This is a genomic window from Paenibacillus sp. MER TA 81-3 (assembly GCF_023713585.1).
Classification (GTDB): domain Bacteria; phylum Bacillota; class Bacilli; order Paenibacillales; family Paenibacillaceae; genus Paenibacillus_B; species Paenibacillus_B profundus.
Genome location: NZ_JAMAWB010000162.1, coordinates 1 through 231 on the forward strand (window position 1 = coordinate 1; position 231 = coordinate 231).

Below are 231 nucleotides of genomic sequence, written 5' to 3' on the forward strand. Positions count from 1 at the left end.
CTCGGGGGCCATATGGAGAAACAACTTGAAGGACAAATCATATTTTGAACGCTCGACCAGATCGACGTCGGACAAGTCGAAGATAGATTTGAGCAGCAGATATTTAAACATCCGAACCGGATCCACCGCGGTGCGTCCGTTATCGTGGCAATAGTTGACGTGCAGCTCTTCGTAGACAAAGCCAAAGTCCACCAACTCGTCCATTCTGCGCAGTAGATTATCTTTGGGAAC

1 protein-coding gene is annotated in these 231 nt (G+C 48.5%); it reads right to left on the reverse strand.

What is annotated here, in order from left to right:
- Nucleotides 1-231, reverse strand: a 231-nt coding sequence (locus tag M3650_RS31690; protein ID WP_251580324.1) for a transposase, incomplete at both ends; no start/stop codon positions are given.